Origin of the sequence: Pseudomonas sp. L13 (assembly GCF_009935965.1) — a bacterium.
GTDB lineage: Bacteria > Pseudomonadota > Gammaproteobacteria > Pseudomonadales > Pseudomonadaceae > Aquipseudomonas > Aquipseudomonas lactis.
This window is the reverse complement of sequence record NZ_QODJ01000005.1, coordinates 122,373-137,401: the sequence shown is the minus strand read 5'-3', so window position 1 is coordinate 137,401 and position 15,029 is coordinate 122,373. Positions and strand designations below refer to the sequence as shown.

15 protein-coding genes are annotated in these 15,029 nt (G+C 58.9%); 5 read left to right on the top strand and 10 right to left on the bottom strand.

Annotated elements, in window-relative coordinates:
- Nucleotides 1–199 precede the first annotated feature (199 nt).
- Together DK871_RS05345 and DK871_RS05340 are read right to left on the bottom strand one after the other, a co-directional pair.
- The gene (locus tag DK871_RS05345) at nucleotides 200–583 is read right to left on the bottom strand and encodes a PaaI family thioesterase (RefSeq protein WP_161904238.1); all 384 of its coding nucleotides are present in this window, start codon (nucleotides 581–583) and stop codon (nucleotides 200–202) included.
- A complete protein-coding gene (locus tag DK871_RS05340; RefSeq protein ID WP_014716472.1) occupies nucleotides 583–2,907 on the bottom strand; it encodes a Tex family protein in 2,325 nt (774 codons plus the stop codon). The genes DK871_RS05345 and DK871_RS05340 overlap by 1 nt, the downstream gene beginning before the upstream one ends.
- 356 nt (nucleotides 2,908–3,263) lie before the next feature.
- Here DK871_RS05340 and ompR point away from each other — a divergent pair, with 356 nt between their 5' ends.
- A complete protein-coding gene (ompR, locus tag DK871_RS05335; protein ID WP_003187669.1) occupies nucleotides 3,264–4,004 on the top strand; it encodes a two-component system response regulator OmpR in 741 nt (246 codons plus the stop codon).
- 117 nt (nucleotides 4,005–4,121) lie between these two features.
- Nucleotides 4,122–5,435 carry an ATP-binding protein gene (locus DK871_RS05330; protein ID WP_003187671.1) on the top strand — a complete coding sequence of 438 codons (1,314 nt, stop codon included), beginning with the start codon at nucleotides 4,122–4,124 and terminating at the stop codon, nucleotides 5,433–5,435.
- Between the two features lie 449 nt (nucleotides 5,436–5,884).
- Here DK871_RS05330 and rimK read toward each other — a convergent pair whose 3' ends face one another.
- Together rimK and DK871_RS05320 are read right to left on the bottom strand one after the other, a co-directional pair.
- The gene (rimK, locus tag DK871_RS05325) at nucleotides 5,885–6,790 is read right to left on the bottom strand and encodes a 30S ribosomal protein S6--L-glutamate ligase (protein WP_003187674.1); all 906 of its coding nucleotides are present in this window, start codon (nucleotides 6,788–6,790) and stop codon (nucleotides 5,885–5,887) included.
- Nucleotides 6,787–7,236, bottom strand: a complete 450-nt coding sequence (locus tag DK871_RS05320) for an ATP-dependent zinc protease (protein ID WP_169856571.1) — start codon at nucleotides 7,234–7,236, stop codon at nucleotides 6,787–6,789. Before DK871_RS05320 ends, rimK begins: the two co-directional genes overlap by 4 nt.
- 317 nt (nucleotides 7,237–7,553) lie before the next feature.
- Between DK871_RS05320 and DK871_RS05315 the strand changes: the two genes are divergently transcribed.
- Nucleotides 7,554–7,961, top strand: a complete 408-nt coding sequence (locus DK871_RS05315; protein WP_161904237.1) for an RNA-binding S4 domain-containing protein — start codon at nucleotides 7,554–7,556, stop codon at nucleotides 7,959–7,961.
- A gap of 40 nt (nucleotides 7,962–8,001) precedes the next feature.
- Here DK871_RS05315 and DK871_RS05310 read toward each other — a convergent pair whose 3' ends face one another.
- Complete coding sequence (locus tag DK871_RS05310; RefSeq protein WP_161904236.1) at nucleotides 8,002–8,805, bottom strand: phosphatase PAP2 family protein; 804 nt, start codon at nucleotides 8,803–8,805, stop codon at nucleotides 8,002–8,004.
- 124 nt (nucleotides 8,806–8,929) lie between these two features.
- Between DK871_RS05310 and hslO the strand changes: the two genes are divergently transcribed.
- Nucleotides 8,930–9,832: an Hsp33 family molecular chaperone HslO gene (hslO, locus tag DK871_RS05305; protein WP_003187686.1), complete on the top strand. Its 903-nt coding sequence runs from the start codon at nucleotides 8,930–8,932 to the stop codon at nucleotides 9,830–9,832.
- Between the two features lie 179 nt (nucleotides 9,833–10,011).
- Nucleotides 10,012–11,553: a phosphoenolpyruvate carboxykinase gene (locus DK871_RS05300; RefSeq protein ID WP_056782617.1), complete on the top strand. Its 1,542-nt coding sequence runs from the start codon at nucleotides 10,012–10,014 to the stop codon at nucleotides 11,551–11,553.
- A 62-nt stretch (nucleotides 11,554–11,615) separates the two neighbouring features.
- Here the strand turns inward: DK871_RS05300 and DK871_RS05295 are convergent, their stop codons facing one another.
- From DK871_RS05295 to DK871_RS05275, 5 genes are all read right to left on the bottom strand, one after another.
- A complete protein-coding gene (locus DK871_RS05295) occupies nucleotides 11,616–12,479 on the bottom strand; it encodes an EamA family transporter (protein WP_256677378.1) in 864 nt (287 codons plus the stop codon).
- A gap of 153 nt (nucleotides 12,480–12,632) precedes the next feature.
- Complete coding sequence (locus DK871_RS05290) at nucleotides 12,633–12,989, bottom strand: DUF1493 family protein (protein WP_161904235.1); 357 nt, start codon at nucleotides 12,987–12,989, stop codon at nucleotides 12,633–12,635.
- 771 nt (nucleotides 12,990–13,760) lie between these two features.
- Nucleotides 13,761–14,081, bottom strand: a complete 321-nt coding sequence (locus DK871_RS05285) for a hypothetical protein (protein ID WP_161904234.1) — start codon at nucleotides 14,079–14,081, stop codon at nucleotides 13,761–13,763.
- Between the two features lie 170 nt (nucleotides 14,082–14,251).
- Nucleotides 14,252–14,851, bottom strand: a complete 600-nt coding sequence (locus tag DK871_RS05280; RefSeq protein ID WP_161904233.1) for a putative adenosine monophosphate-protein transferase Fic — start codon at nucleotides 14,849–14,851, stop codon at nucleotides 14,252–14,254.
- Nucleotides 14,851–15,021: a YhfG family protein gene (locus DK871_RS05275; protein ID WP_003187692.1), complete on the bottom strand. Its 171-nt coding sequence runs from the start codon at nucleotides 15,019–15,021 to the stop codon at nucleotides 14,851–14,853. Before DK871_RS05275 ends, DK871_RS05280 begins: the two co-directional genes overlap by 1 nt.
- Nucleotides 15,022–15,029: the final 8 nt, after the last annotated feature.

Sequence of the window (15,029 nt, the reverse complement as noted above, 5' to 3'; positions counted from 1 at the left end):
GCGTCAGTCGCCCCAATATGGGGGTGGGCAGGACGGTCTACAAGGGTGAAGTTGAAACTGGCGTGATCGCCTGGTTTTGAGTCGATTTGACCCGCTCTGAATTTGCCGACTTCACTCCATGAATTGGGCTACAGCGCAGCGAGAAAATTCCGACGCTGTTATCGCAGCGCCGAAATTAACTCAAATCGGGGGTGGGGAGCTATAGGACAGCGAACGTGCCCTGTGCTTTTGCGACAAGTCTTTCGCCTTGGTACACGTCGGCCTCGACCACCAGGGTGCGGCGACCGGTGTGGATCACCCGGCTGGTGCACAGCACATCACCGTTTTCTACAGCGCGGATATAGTTGATCTTGCATTCGATGGTAGCGCTCTGCTGGTCGAAACCATGGGCGCTGGAACAGGCCAGGCCCATGGTTATATCCACCAGGCTGAAAATCGCCCCGCCATGGAGCTTGCCCGCGCGGTTGCGCAGGTGCGGCTCCAGGGTCAGGGCCACCTCGGCAACGCCCTCGTCCAGGCGTTGCAGGCGGCAGCCGATCAGTTCGCTGAATGCGCTCTGGGTCAAACCGGCCGGAATCTCCATCAGCGCTTCTTCAGCTGTTTAGCGTTGGCGAACAGCGATGCCATGGCGTTGTTGCTTGGCGCGGCGGTGGCGGTTTCCTTGCGCGGCGCGTTGTTCTGCGACTGGCGCGGCGCCGAACCGGGGCGAGCACCACGGGCACCGTCGATTTTCTCGCCGGGGGTGTCGCTCATGCGCATCGACAGGCCCACGCGTTTGCGCGGGATGTCCACTTCCATGACCTTGACCTTAACCACGTCACCAGCTTTCACCGCTTCACGTGGGTCCTTGATGAACTTCTCCGAAAGCGCAGAGATATGCACCAAACCGTCCTGATGCACGCCGATGTCCACGAATGCGCCGAAGTTGGTCACGTTGGTCACCACGCCTTCGAGGATCATGCCCGGTTGCAGGTCCTTGAGGTCTTCGACACCGTCCTGGAACTCGGCGGTCTTGAACTCCGGGCGCGGGTCGCGACCCGGTTTCTCCAGTTCTTGCAGGATATCGGTGATGGTCGGCACACCGAAGGTTTCGTCGGTGTACTTCTTCGGGTCCAGGCGCTTGAGGAACGCGGCATCTCCGATCAACGAACGGATATCGCGGTCGGTCTCGGCGGCAATGCGTTGCACCAACGGGTAGGCTTCCGGGTGAACCGCAGAGGCGTCCAGCGGGTTGTCGCCGTTCATTACGCGTAGGAAACCAGCAGCCTGTTCAAAGGTTTTTTCACCCAGGCGTGCGACCTTCTTCAGCGCGGCGCGGGTTTTGAACGCGCCGTTTTCGTCGCGGTGACTGACGATGTTCTGCGCCAGGGTGGCGTTGAGGCCGGAGATCCGCGCCAGCAGGGCCACGGACGCGGTATTCACATCCACGCCCACGGCGTTTACGCAGTCTTCCACCACCGCATCCAGGCCGCGTGCCAGTTTGAGCTGCGACACGTCGTGCTGGTACTGGCCGACGCCGATGGATTTAGGGTCGATCTTCACCAGTTCGGCCAGCGGGTCTTGCAGGCGACGGGCGATGGACACCGCGCCACGGATTGACACGTCGAGGTCCGGAAATTCCTTGGAGGCCAGCTCCGACGCCGAGTACACCGAAGCGCCTGCTTCGGAGACCATGACCTTGGTCATCTTCATGGCTGGATATTTTTTGATCAGCTCGGCGGCCAGCTTGTCGGTTTCGCGGCTGGCGGTGCCGTTGCCGATGGCGATCAGGTCCACCGCGTGCTTGGCGCACAGGGCGGCCAGGATCGCCAGGGTCTGGTCCCACTTGTTGTGCGGTACGTGCGGGTACACGGTGGCGTGGTCCAGCAGCTTGCCGGTGGCATCGACCACCGCGACTTTGCAACCGGTACGCAGGCCCGGGTCGAGGCCCAGGGTGGCACGCGGGCCGGCCGGTGCGGCCAACAACAGGTCGTGCAGGTTGTGGGCGAACACGTTGATCGCCTCGGTTTCGGCGCCGTCGCGCAGCTCGCCGAGCAGGTCGGTTTCCAGGTGGGTGTAGAGCTTGACCTTCCAGGTCCAGCGCACCACTTCGCCAAGCCACTTGTCTGCCGGGCGGTTCTGGTTCTGGATGCCGAATTGTTGACCGATCATGCCTTCGCACGGGTGCATGGTGCCCGGCAGCTCGTCACCGACTTTCAACGCGGAGCTGAGAATGCCTTCGTTGCGGCCGCGGAAAATCGCCAGAGCGCGGTGGGACGGCATGCTTTTGAGCGGCTCGTCGTGTTCGAAATAGTCGCGGAACTTGGCGCCTTCTTCCTCTTTGCCGGCGATGACGCGGGCGCTGAGGATGGCTTCCTGCTTGAGGTAGGTACGCAGTTTTTCCAGGAGGCTGGCGTTTTCGGCGAAGCGCTCCATCAGGATGTATTTGGCGCCTTCGAGGGCGGCCTTGACGTCGGCGACGCCTTTTTCAGCATCGATAAAGCGCGCGGCTTCAGTTTCTGGCGTCAGCGACGGGTCGTTGAACAGGCCATCGGCCAAATCACCCAGGCCGGCTTCCAGGGCGATCTGGCCCTTTGTACGACGTTTCTGTTTGTACGGCAGGTAAAGATCTTCGAGGCGGGTCTTGGTGTCGGCGAGTTTGATGTCGCGTTCCAGTTGCGGGGTCAACTTGCCCTGTTCCTCGATGCTGGCGAGGATGCTGATACGCCGCTCGTCGAGTTCTCGCAGGTAGCGCAGGCGCTCTTCCAGGTGCCGCAGTTGGGTGTCGTCGAGGCTGCCGGTCACTTCTTTTCGGTAACGGGCGATGAAAGGCACCGTGGAGCCTTCATCCAGTAGAGCGACGGCCGCTTCGACCTGTTGTGGGCGTACGCCGAGTTCCTCGGCGATGCGGCTGTTGATGCTGTCCATAAAACCACCTGAAATTCTTAAAATCAGCGCGCCGGCCCGTTAAACAAGGCACGGCGAGGCTGGTTGAGCGGCCCGACTGGCGCCGCTGCCTGGGTCAAGAGGCTGGCTATTGACCCTCGAAATCGAAAAATTCACGACAAGCGGGTAAAAAAAGCCCGGCAGTAAACGGTAACGATCTGACGTTGCCCTGCACGCAGGCGCCGCATTATAACCAGCGTTCTGCCCTTGGGGGCTACTGCGCCGCAGGTTGTAGGGCGCGGGTTCGCTGGCAGTAGATGAAAAATCTGCTAACAATGCACACGGTGCGTATAACGGCAGCTACGCCATAATGCGCGCCGAGATAAGAGGAGCATCCAATGAGCAGCACCGCACAAACTGCTGAAGGCGAAAAAATTCTCATCGTTGATGACGATCCGGGGCTGAGCAGCCTGCTGGAGCGTTTTTTCAACTCCAAGGGCTATCGTGCCCGCGCGGTGCCGAACACCGAGCAGATGGATCGCCTGTTAGGGCGGGAAGTCTTCAACCTGGTCGTACTCGACCTGATGCTGCCCGGCGAAGACGGCCTCACCGCGTGCAAGCGCCTGCGCGGTGCGAACAACCAGATCCCGATCATCATGCTCACTGCCAAGGGCGATGAACTGAGCCGTATCAAAGGCCTGGAACTGGGTGCTGATGACTACCTGGCCAAACCGTTCAACCCCGATGAGCTGATGGCGCGGGTCAAGGCCGTGTTGCGTCGCCAGGCACCGGCGGTACCGGGCGCACCGGGCAGCGAAGACGAAAGCGTCACCTTTGGCGACTACGAACTGTCGCTGGCCACCCGTGAGCTCAAGCGTGGTGAAGAAGTGCACATGCTCACCACCGGTGAATTCGCAGTGCTCAAGGCCTTGGTGATGAACGCTCGCCAGCCACTGACCCGTGACAAGCTGATGAACCTGGCCCGTGGCCGGGAATGGGACGCCCTGGAGCGCTCCATTGACGTACAGATTTCCCGACTGCGACGGATGATCGAGCCAGACCCTTCCAAGCCGCGGTATATCCAGACCGTGTGGGGTGTGGGTTATGTGTTTGTGCCGGATGGCACCGCAACCAAGTGACCGATGATTTGCAGGGGCGGGTATCCTGGCGTTTGACCCCATGAAGGTCGACGGGATGCCCGGCGTCTGCAATTCTGCGAGCACCGCTCGTTCCTGCAAGGTGTGCAGCTTTCATCTATGAAAACCCCGCTGTGGTTCCCACAAAGTTTCTTCTCCCGCACCCTCTGGCTGGTGCTTATTGTCGTTCTGTTTTCCAAGGCACTTACGCTGGTTTATCTGCTGATGAACGAAGACGTGCTGGTAGACCGGCAGTACAGCCATGGCGTCGCCCTGACGTTGCGTGGTTATTGGGCGGTAGACCCTGAGAACCGCGAAAAGGTAGCCAAGGCATCGACCCTGACTCGGGTTGACGGCGCCGGTGTGCCTGAAGGCGAACAACATTGGCCTTACAGCGAAATTTACCAGCGCCAGATGCAGGCCGAATTGGGCGCCGACACCGAAGTGCGCCTGCGTATGCATGTTTCGCCTGCGTTGTGGGTGCGAGCGCCCAGCCTGGGGGATGCGTGGATCAAGGTTCCGCTTTATCCGCACCCGCTGCGCGGGCAAAAAATCTGGAACGTGTTGGGTTGGTTCCTGGCCATTGGCTTGCTCTCAACGGCGTCTGCGTGGATTTTCGTCCGCCAGCTCAACCAACCCCTCAAACGCCTAGTGTTTGCCGCTCGCCAACTGGGCCAGGGGCGCAGTGTGCGCCTGCCGGTCAGCGACACCCCTAGTGAGATGACCGAGGTGTACGGCGCGTTCAACCAGATGGCGGAAGACGTCGAACAAGCTGGGCGCGAGCGCGAGTTGATGCTGGCGGGCGTGTCCCATGATTTGCGTACGCCGCTGACGCGATTGCGTTTGTCCCTGGAGCTGATGGGTGACCATACCGACCTCACCGATGACATGGTGCGCGACATCGAAGACATGGACGCCATCCTGGACCAGTTCCTGGCGTTCATCCGCGACGGGCGGGATGAAGTGGTTGAGGAGGTCGACCTCACCGACCTCGTGCGTGAGGTGGTTGCGCCCTATAACCAGAACGGTGAACAGGTGCGCACGCGCCTGGAGCCGATCCAGCCGTTCGCCTTACGCCGGGTGTCGATGAAGCGCCTGCTGAACAACTTGATTGGCAACGCCTTGCACCATGCCGGTTCCGATGTGGAAGTGGCCGCGTACGTCTCCGGCGACAGTGCCGCACCTTATGTGGTGCTGAGCGTGATGGACCGTGGCACTGGCATCGATCCGGCGGAACTGGAAGGTATCTTCAACCCCTTCACCCGTGGCGACCGAGCCCGAGGTGGCAAGGGCACCGGATTGGGGTTGGCGATTGTGCGGCGGATTGCGTCGATGCATGGCGGCAATGTTGAGTTGCGCAACCGGGAAGGCGGTGGGTTGGAAGCACGAGTGCGGCTGCCGTTGGGGTTGATGCTGCCTAGAGACGCTGTCTAACAAGTAATATGAATGCAACTGTGGGAGCTGGCTTGCCTGCGAAGAGGGCCTGACAGTCAACACAGCTGGATTGTGTACATATCCCTTGCTGCGGTAACGGCCACTTAGGGTTCCGCTCTGACAGCGGGTCACTTTTGGAAAAGAGCCCGGAATGCCGGCCCAGCCAAAAGTAACCAAAAGGGCTCTTGCCCCACCACTCGGCACCTCGCTTAGGCTCGGTGTGCCCGTAATCCGCCAGCGTGGTTTAACGGGGCGCCTGAGATCAAAAGCAGATCAAGATCAAGAGCGGCTCGCTTCGCATCGTGGTTACCGTTGAGCGCTACAGATTTGTGTAGATCCCTATGCTGCGAGGAGGGCGGCACATTCAACATCGTTGTTGACTGAGCCACCGCTATCGCAGGCAAGCCAGACTCCCACAGTGGTTTGTGGCGGGTGGTAGATGTGGGTATTCAGCCCTTGCCCTTGGTCCGAGTCATATTCGGGCCACCGTTCTTCTCCAGATGCTGAATGATGATCCCCGCCACATCCTTACCGGTGGTGGTCTCGATCCCTTCCAGGCCTGGCGATGAGTTTACTTCCATCACCAGCGGGCCGTGGTTGGAACGCAGGATGTCCACCCCCGCCACGCTCAGCCCCATCACCTTGGCCGCCCGTAGCGCGGTCATGCGTTCTTCCGGGGTGATCTTGATCAGGCTGGCGCTGCCGCCACGGTGCAGGTTGGAGCGGAACTCACCGGGCTTGGCCTGGCGCTTCATGGCCGCAATCACCTTGTCGCCCACCACGAAGCAGCGAATGTCCGCGCCGCCAGCTTCCTTGATGTATTCCTGCACCATGATGTTCTGCTTGAGGCCCATGAACGCCTCAATCACCGATTCCGCCGCCGTCGCTGTTTCACACAACACCACGCCAATGCCCTGGGTGCCTTCGAGCACCTTGATCACCAGCGGTGCGCCGTTGACCATCTCGATCAGGTCGGGAATATCATCCGGGGAATGGGCAAAGCCGGTGACCGGCAGGCCGATGCCCCGGCGCGACAGCAATTGCAGGGAGCGCAGCTTGTCCCGCGAGCGCGCAATGGCCACGGATTCATTCAGCGGAAACACCCCCATCATTTCAAACTGTCGCAATACCGCGCAGCCATAGAACGTCACCGAAGCGCCGATACGCGGGATCACCGCATCAAAGCCTTCCAGGGGTTTGCCCCGGTAATGGATCTGCGGCTTGTGGCTGGCGATGTTCATATAGGCGCGCAACGTGTCGATCACCACCATTTCATGGCCACGTTCAGTGCCGGCCTCGACCAGGCGGCGGGTGGAATACAGACGCGGGTTTCGCGACAGCACAGCAATCTTCATGCAGCACCTGGGGCAGAAATAGTGGAGACCGGGAACACCGGCTTGTCTTGAACGTACTTGAGGCCCGGATTGACCACCAACTGGCCGTCAATCAGCGCCTTGGAGCCCAGCAGCAGGCGGTAACGCATGGCTTTGCGACAGGCGAGGGTGAACTCTACCCGCCATACCCGATCACCCAGGGCCAGGGTGGTGCTGATCACGTAGCGCACCTGTGCATGGCCGTTGGAGCTCTTGATGGTTTTCATCGTCACCAGGGGCGCTTCACAGCGCCGGTGACGCAATTGCACCACGCTGCCCAGGTGCGCGGTAAAACGCACCCACTTTTCACCGTCGCGCTCAAAGGGCTCGATATCGGTGGCGTGCAGGCTTGAGGTGCTGGCGCCGGTGTCGATCTTCGCGCGCAGGCCCGCCACTCCCAAGTCGGGAAGTGCCACCCACTCACGCAGACCGACAACGGTCAAATGGTCAAATGTCTTCAATATGGGTAACCGGCAGTTCAGAAATGTTTCGTAGTCGTCGAGGACAGTAACGTCCCACTGCGCATGGATTGTGACAATCCCAAACCTTCGTTGAGGGTCGGCGCCAATTTCGCGGTATTCACGCAGAATCTTCGGCAAATGGCGACAGATATCTCTCAAGCTTGGGTAAACAGCCGATGCAACAAATTTCTCGGTGCCTGGCGTATCTTAGGTGAGCCTGGGGGTTTATGCGTCGAAGGGTTTCAACGGTAAAGTTGCGACATTTTTCAGAGCGAGGAATTCAAGTGGCTCAAAAGCAGGAAGAGCAAGAAAAGGTCCGGTTGGACAAGTGGTTATGGGCAGCGCGGTTCTATAAGACCCGCGCCCTGGCCAAGGCGGCTATAGAGAGCGGCAAGGTGCATCATCGCGGCGAGCGCTGCAAACCGGGCAAGGAGCCGCGCGTCGGTGACGAGTTTCAGATTCGTACAGGTTTTGATGAAAAAACCATCGTGGTGCAGGCACTTTCCATCGTACGCCGCGGCGCGCCTGAAGCGCAGGCGCTGTATGCGGAAACCGAAGCCAGCATTGCCAAGCGTGAGAACGCTGCGGCCATGCGCAAGGCGGGGGCTTCAGGCTTGACCACCGATGGCAAGCCGAGCAAGAAGCAGCGCCGCGATCTGTTCAAGTTTCGCGACAGCGGCAATGACGATTGATTGCACGAGTCGCCTATGCAAACCCGACAAAATGTGGGAGTTACGCAGTTGTGCGCATGACACTCAACCGCCCAATAACGGGCAACTTGCTCAGTAGCCTGAAAAGTGGCGCCGTCATCCGCAACAAGGCGCCCGACACCTTCGCCGCAAACGGTGTGTAATACCCCCAGCCCAACGCCAACAGCGCCAGCAGTACGCCACCGATGTAATCGTCCTGGCCCCAGTGCGCGCCGGCGACCAGCCTCGGCATCATGAACAGCAGCGCAAGGCCCCAAATCACCAGCACCTGGCCGATGCGCCGGGCGAACACGCTCATGAACATCGCCCAGATCAACAGCACCGAAGCATGGTCGCCGGGGAAGCTCTGGCTCGAGCGGTCCTTCAGCTCCCAGGTTTTCTCCAGCCCTGGGAAAAAGTCGCTCATTTGAATCGCGCCGCTGATGACCATCGACGGGCTACTGTGCTGCCAGCCCATGTGCGCCGCGAGTTTGGAGAACAGCATGCGGATAAACAGCAACAGCAGCAGGATGCCAAGGAAGCCAAAAAACGCCCGGCGCACCTGCACGGCCTTGAACACCCAGTCGCCGCGAATCAGCAGCGCCAGCAAAATCACGCCGACCACTGCATCAAACGGTCGCAGGCTCGCCACGGCCCATACATGCAGCCAGGTCGAATTCGTGGCCAATGGGCCATTGAGCAGATGAAACAGCCACTCGTCGAAAATTACACAGAGCATCTGGCCCGTGGGCCACAGCCAAAAACACAGCAGCCCTATAGCGAGTAGATTGCAAAGAGCCCATCGCCGGAGGTTCCAGTTGGCTTGGAACAAACCCGGATTGTTCATAAACTGTCCCTCATCGCTCTATTGTGCTCCTTGAATTCAGGAGAAGTCGCACCAAGATGGTGCTAAAGCGTTTAATTTTATAAACCTTGTAATCATTTTGTCATCACTTCAGATACCCAGACCTATGACTGATCTACCGGATACCGACTTCACCCAACGCTTCATCTTCGATGAGAGCGATGCCCGCGGCGAGATGGTTTCGTTGGAGCTCAGCTATGCCGAAGTCCTTGCCAAACACGCCTATCCGGAGCCGGTCGCGCAATTGCTCGGCGAGTTGATGGCTGCCGCGGCGCTGCTGGTGGGCACCATGAAGTTCGACGGCTTGCTGATCTTGCAGGCGCGTTCCGAAGGGCCAGTGCCCATGTTGATGATCGAGTGCTCGAGCGAGCGCGAGATCCGTGGCCTGGCTCGTTATGACGCTGAGCAGATTGCTGCAGACGCTACCCTGGCCGACCTGATGCCCAACGGCGTCCTGGCACTGACTGTCGACCCAACCGAAGGCCAGCGCTACCAGGGTATTGTCGACCTCGACGGCCAAACCCTGTCGGAATGCTTCACCAACTACTTCGTCATGTCCCAGCAAGTGGGCACCAAGTTCTGGCTTAACGCCGACGGCAAGCGCGCTCGCGGTTTGCTAGTGCAACAACTGCCGGCCGATCGCATCAAGGATGAGGACGACCGTGCCGAAAGCTGGCGGCATATCATCGCCCTGGCCGACACCTTGAAGGCCGAAGAACTGCTGGGCCTGGACAACGAAACCATCCTGCATCGCCTCTACCACGAAGAGGCCGTGCGCCTGTTCGACGCACAAGGCCTGCGCTTCAATTGCAGTTGCTCGCGCGAGCGTTCCGGCAACGCGCTGGTCAGCCTTGGCCTGGAGGATGCGCAAAACCTGGTGGTGGAACATGGCGGCCATATCGAGATCGACTGCCAGTTCTGCAACCAGCGCTACCTGTTCGATGCGGCTGATGTAGCGCAATTGTTCGCTGGCGCAGGCAGCGACACCCCTTCCGACACCCGCCACTAAAACGTTTAAGCACAGGTAAATCACCTGACAAACGCCGGATTAGAGGTGTTCTGACGGGAGGGCCCTACTCTTTTTGGGCTTTTCTGGCATAATCCGGCCCACTTTTTTCGCGGTAGTAGTGCGCAACTTTCTACTACAAAACGTTTGGAGCACTCGGCCATAGGCCGACGGGGAACCTCATGACGCAAGCCAATAACGCCGTATACACCGATCTGAGTGTTGACGATCTGGTCAAAGAAGCCCTGCAGCGCGGTGAAGGCGTGCTTGCCGATACTGGCGCGCTGGTCGTAGAAACCGGTCACCGCACCGGTCGTTCGCCGGTTGACCGTTTCATCGTTGAAGAGCCGTCCACCCAGGACGCCATTGCCTGGGGCCCGATCAACCGCAAGTTCCCGGCCGACAAGTTCGATGCCCTGTGGGCTCGCGTCGAGGCCTTCAACAACGCGCAAGAGCATTTCGTTTCCCATGTTCACGTAGGGGCTGCAGAAGACCACTACCTGGCCGTGAAAATGACCACCCAGACTGCCTGGCAGAACCTGTTCGGTCGTTGCCTGTTCATCAACCCGGCCCAGTACAACCCGGCCGGTCGTGAAGAGTGGCAAGTGCTCAACGTGGCCAACTTCGAGTGCGTGCCAGAGCGTGACGGCACCAACTCCGACGGTTGCGTGATCCTCAACTTCGCCCAGAAAAAAGTACTGATTGCCGGCATGCGTTACGCCGGTGAAATGAAAAAAGCCATGTTCTCGGTGCAGAACTTCCTGTTGCCGGCTGCCGACGTGCTGCCAATGCACTGCGCCGCCAACATTGGCGAAGCAGGCGACGTGACCCTGTTCTTCGGCCTGTCCGGCACTGGCAAGACCACCCTGTCGGCCGACGAAAGCCGTTACCTGATCGGTGACGACGAGCACGGCTGGGGCGAAGGCGTGGTATTCAACATCGAAGGCGGTTGCTATGCCAAGTGCATCGACCTGTCCGAGAAGAACGAGCCGGTTATCTGGAAAGCCATCAAGCATGGCGCGGTGCTGGAAAACGTCGTGATCGACGAGGCCAAGCACGCCGACTACGCCGACGTCAGCCTGACTCAGAACAGCCGTGCCGCCTACCCGCTGGAGCACGTTGCCAAGCGTTCCGAGAAGAACCTGGGCGGCGAGCCAAACGCGGTGATCTTCCTGACCTGCGACCTGACCGGCGTACTGCCGCCTGTGTCGATCCTCAGCGAAGAACAAGCGGCCTACCACTTCCTGTCCGGCTACACCGCTTTGGTGGGTTCGACCGAAATGGGTTCGGGCAGCGGCATCAAGTCGACCTTCTCCACCTGCTTCGGCGCGCCGTTCTTCCCACGTCCGGCTGGCGAATACGCAGAGCTTTTGATCAAGCGTATCCGTGGTTTCGGCTCCAAGGTCTACCTGGTCAACACCGGCTGGACCGGCGGCGGCTACGGCGTTGGTAAACGCTTCAACATCCCGACCACTCGCGGCGTGATTGCAGCGATCCAGAGCGGCGCGTTGATCGGTGCGCAAACCGAACACCTGAACACCATCAACCTCGACGTGCCATTGGCCGTACCGGGCGTTGAAACCGGCCTGTTGAACCCACGCAACACCTGGGCTGACAAGGCTGCCTACGACGAAGCGGCGAAGGCGCTGGCTGGCCTGTTCATCGAAAACTTCAAGAAGTTTGAAGTCAGCGATGCGATCAAGGCGGCGGGTCCTAAGTTGTAAGATTCGCTGGTTGTAAAAAAGCCGCCTCTTAATAAGTAGGCGGCTTTTTTATGCGCGAACGATTAGTCGGCGATGTGCAGTACCACTGCACCGACCAGCACCAGCACGACGCCTGCCACCTGCACCGCTGACAATCGTTCCTTGAAAAACACAAACCCCAGGATCGCCGCGATCCCTCCAGAGAGCGTACTGATCACCGTCACCACCGACACCGAGCCGGCCATTGCGCCCCACGAAAACGCCGAGAAACCGCCGAGGTTCATCAAGCTCGCACCGGTCAACGTCGCGCAGTTTTTCAGTGGCGGGATCTTCAGGCCATCCTTGATTTTCAGCACCATCACCACCAGCACGCACAGGCCCACGAGGTAACCCAGCCACAACATGCTGATCGGCCCCAACGCCGGCAGGGTGTAGCGGCCTTGCAGCCAGAAACTGGTGCCATACAAGGTTGCGGCGAACATGGCGTAGGCAATGGACAGGCGCGGGTTGTTGTAAGGCGTACCGCTGTCCTTGTGAATGCTGGACAGCACAACGCCGATCACGCACAAAGCGATGCAGCCCAGTTGTACCAGGCTGATGTGTTCACCGCTGGCCCAGGACAGCAGAGTGGTTACCACTCCGTAGGACGTCACCAGCGGCGCGACGATCGCTGCTTTGCCCAAGGCAAAGGCTTTGGACAGCGCAAGGGCGCCGGACACCGTCAGCAGGGCGGCGGCGATACCCAAAAGCCAGACGCTGCAAGGCGCATCAAGGGATTTGAAAAGGAAGGCCGGGAAAATGACCAGCAGGAGGGTCATGATCAAAAAGCCGAGGGCTTGGCCGAAATACACCGCGCGTTTAACGCCAACGGCGCGGGCGTTGAGGCCCACTAGAAAGTCCGTGCCACCCCAGAGCAGGGCGGCCAGCAGGCCCATTGTTACGTCCATGTAAGGTCCTTGTTTGTATACCGATCGCCAGCTTAGCGCAGTCCCAATGTGGGAGCGGGCTTGCTCGCGAAAAACGTCAACGATAACGCGTGCTTGCTGAATGAGCGCGGCGCCTGTGAATTTTTCGCGAGCAAGCTCGCTCCTACAATGGAGTCAGCTCATGTTCTCCAGCGTTTGGGTGTCCCAGCTGTGGGTCTTGATTGCCAGGTAGAGCATGCCAATGGTCAACGGAATCTTGTCGCCACGGCCTTTGGCGCGACGCTTCAGGAACACGTCGAACACCGGCGGTTGGAAGTAACGATAAGCATCGTAGTCACCCAGGTCGATTTCGAAGTCCTGCTCCAGCGCCTCCATGAATTGCTTGGCCTCACCGCCATCGCACCCAAGGTCGAAATTCAGTGAGGTATGCAGGCCAATGGTCTTGTGTTTTGGCAAGCCGACTTCTTCATGCAGCAATTGCAGAAGTTGCTGCATGACAGGGTCTTCGGGGAAGTTGGGGGCCAGGTTCATGGTGGGGGCACGCAGGAGTGGGTGAGGGGGCCTGTCACGTTGCAGGCGGTATTTGTTTCGCGTGATGAAGAGAGCCAAGCCTATCAAGAACAAGGCCAAGGGAAGAAGTTGAATGTTCAGGACAATGGCGATATAGGGTAGCCAGAACAACAGAAGCAGTCCCGTTACGATGAAGGTAACGGCGAAACCCGTTCTTAACGTGCAGTCAGTGATTTTGTAATACAGCAGCAAATGGAGAGCGAATAATAGCGCTGTTTGTAGGTAAAGCCATTGACTAAAGTTCATCTGGAGTACACATGCATTGAGACGCTTGAGCGCTGCGGGCCTATGCCACCGCTGACCTGAGCACCCAGGCCATAGTGGCCGATATATTGAGTCCTTTCGATGTTCACGGTTTTTCCGAGACAGTTGATAGGAGGTTATTTTCAGTCGGCTACGCGTAACTGGTATAGCGGGTTGAACGGGTATTTGAAGCAGTTTGGGAAACGGACGACGTGCCGTTTTTTGGTTTCTTACAATGCCTTCCTGCATTTATGACTTGATACCGATTCTGCCGGCACAACCGAGCAAATGTGGGCGCCGGGCCTGCCTTAATGCCTGTAGGAGCGAGCTTGCTCGCGAAAAACCCACAGGCACCGCGTTTATCCAGGAAGCACGCGTTACCGTTGACGTTTTTCGCGAGCAAGCTCGCTCCTACGGGTATCAGGGCTTGCCCGCGATGGCGGTATAGCCTGATACGCCGCCATCGCAGGCCAGCCAGCTCCCCCAGGTTTAGCTCTGTAGCGGATTGCTGCGTGGTGGCTGGTCGGTCGCTGGCAGTTGTACGTGTTGCGTAGCTTCCAGCAAATTACAGCCGTCCTGAACGAGCAGGTACAGCGCATTGATGATGTGGGAAATATCTTTGAGGTCGGCGTGTTCGAAGGTCAGGCAAGAGAAGGTTTCCAATAAGTCGCTGGCGGCGCGGATACGCTGGTGGGCGGCAGATTGGATGTCTTCGGCTGATGCTTGAGTGTCGATGAGAAGCGGGTGAGTGTCGGTGAAGTTGGTGCGTAGCTGACGATAGCGATTGGTGGGAAGGTTCGGCTTTGTCATCACAGTGTTCCAATACAGATTCAAAGAAATACGCCAGAAGAGCTGGCACGTTGTCTCTGCTGTTTTTCGGGTGACCAAGCCCGGTCGCTGAATTGGCAGCGACGAGCCCAACCTTAGAAGTGAGTTTGTTCTCGGGCAATAAACAGATGGTTTAATCGCTCGCGGTTCGATCAGACACTGAGAGGCTTGCTGATACACCGCTCAAAAATCGCCTCCAATCCCCGATAGTCACACGCCACCGCATCAATATTCGCGGGTATCCAGGCCGCATGTTTTACCAGCCACCAATTCACCGAAAACCCCGCATTCACGATGATCTGTTCAAACAGGATCCGCTGCGCCCGTCCATTTCCCTCGCGGAAGGGGTGAATGACGTTCAGGTCGCCATAAGCTTCAGCGATTTGACGTACAAGGTCAGCCTGAGTCGCACCAACATACCAATTGGCGTCTTGCATATGCCGGACGATTTTCGCCGCCTCTGGTGGAATACGCTCCGGGGTGCAAAACAGCGTGTCACCTTTCTGGATGTTGACGCTGCGCAGTTCGCCGGCCCAATCGTAGACGTCACCAAACAGGATGCGGTGAATGTGTTGCAGGCGATCAAGGTCGTAGGGCGGCGGAAAGAGAGGAAGGTTGCCTACGGCGATTTCGGATAATTCCCGCTCGGCCTGGTGCAGGCGTGCCTCATCGAACAAATCGAGGCGGTTGCGCAGGATGCTGCTACCGGGATAGCAGTACGGGTCCTGGCCCACCCCGTATTTGTCGAGCATCAGCGTGAGGTGTTGCGGTACTTGGCAAGGACGGCTTCGCGTGTCGGCAGGGGTTTGTCGACGTCGGTCGGTTGGGTATCGAACCCTTCCAGGCGCAGGCTGGCCAAGTAATTGGAACGGCGGATCTTGTGATAGTGATCCTGTTTTTGCTCAAACGTCAGTTCGCTCATCGCTGCGT

Excerpts from the sequence above, each read along its gene's own strand:
- DK871_RS05345 (WP_161904238.1), bottom strand. The coding sequence starts at position 583 with ATGGAGATTCCGGCCGGTTTGACCCAGAGCGCATTCAGCGAACTGATC.
- DK871_RS05340 (WP_014716472.1), bottom strand. The coding sequence starts at position 2,907 with ATGGACAGCATCAACAGCCGCATCGCCGAGGAACTCGGCGTACGCCCA.
- ompR (WP_003187669.1), top strand. The coding sequence starts at position 3,264 with ATGAGCAGCACCGCACAAACTGCTGAAGGCGAAAAAATTCTCATCGTT.
- DK871_RS05330 (WP_003187671.1), top strand. The coding sequence starts at position 4,122 with ATGAAAACCCCGCTGTGGTTCCCACAAAGTTTCTTCTCCCGCACCCTC.
- rimK (WP_003187674.1), bottom strand. The coding sequence starts at position 6,790 with ATGAAGATTGCTGTGCTGTCGCGAAACCCGCGTCTGTATTCCACCCGC.
- DK871_RS05310 (WP_161904236.1), bottom strand. The coding sequence starts at position 8,805 with ATGAACAATCCGGGTTTGTTCCAAGCCAACTGGAACCTCCGGCGATGG.
- hslO (WP_003187686.1), top strand. The coding sequence starts at position 8,930 with ATGACTGATCTACCGGATACCGACTTCACCCAACGCTTCATCTTCGAT.
- DK871_RS05300 (WP_056782617.1), top strand. The coding sequence starts at position 10,012 with ATGACGCAAGCCAATAACGCCGTATACACCGATCTGAGTGTTGACGAT.
- DK871_RS05295 (WP_256677378.1), bottom strand. The coding sequence starts at position 12,479 with ATGGACGTAACAATGGGCCTGCTGGCCGCCCTGCTCTGGGGTGGCACG.
- DK871_RS05290 (WP_161904235.1), bottom strand. The coding sequence starts at position 12,989 with ATGAACCTGGCCCCCAACTTCCCCGAAGACCCTGTCATGCAGCAACTT.
- DK871_RS05285 (WP_161904234.1), bottom strand. The coding sequence starts at position 14,081 with ATGACAAAGCCGAACCTTCCCACCAATCGCTATCGTCAGCTACGCACC.
- DK871_RS05280 (WP_161904233.1), bottom strand. The coding sequence starts at position 14,851 with ATGCTCGACAAATACGGGGTGGGCCAGGACCCGTACTGCTATCCCGGT.
- DK871_RS05275 (WP_003187692.1), bottom strand. The coding sequence starts at position 15,021 with ATGAGCGAACTGACGTTTGAGCAAAAACAGGATCACTATCACAAGATC.